Raw genomic sequence first — 595 nt, 5'->3', positions numbered from 1 at the left:
ATCAAACGACAAAAATGATTAAGAAAGACTGTATGAAAGCAATCAAAGCAATGAGACAGGCAGCGGTGACCGTAACGGCCGCCGTGGCGCTTGCACTGACCGGGTGCTCCGGACAGGAAGACTTCATCGACGGTGGCGATACACCAGCAAAGGGCGTAATGCTCACCATGACCGCCTCGACCGGCGTGGCGGGCCCCGACGGCACGCGCGCCTACCTCACCGAGGGCGACGACAAGAATCCGTGGCTGTGGGAGGACAAGGACGAACTACTTGTGGTGAACGATGCCGGCAAAGCCATCGGTACCCTCACGATCAAGAAAGGCATAGGCAAGGAGAAGGGCGTGTTCGAAGGCCCCGTAGACGGGTTGACAGCCGGACAAAAGGTCCGCATATTCTACCTCGGCCCCAACACGAATACATCCCGCATCGTGAACGGCAAGATCATGTTCGACTTCTCTAAGCTCAACGGCACGCGCGAATCGCTGAAAAGCCTCTGCGCCCTTAACGCAGAAGGAACGGTGAAGATGAACGGCGACAAGGCCGGCATACTGGAAGACGTGACACTCAAGAACGCCTTCGCCGCAGCCCACTTCAG

General features: G+C 57.5%; 1 pseudogene. It reads left to right on the top strand.

The window, feature by feature from the left end:
• Positions 1–32: 32 nt before the first annotated feature.
• Positions 33–595, top strand: a pseudogene (locus AC1EK4_RS11975) (hypothetical protein); the annotation flags it as partial.

Source organism: Prevotella sp. C0026C3 (assembly GCF_056590795.1).
Note: the sequence above shows the minus strand (reverse complement) of the source record. Positions and strands in the feature narration are given on the sequence as shown.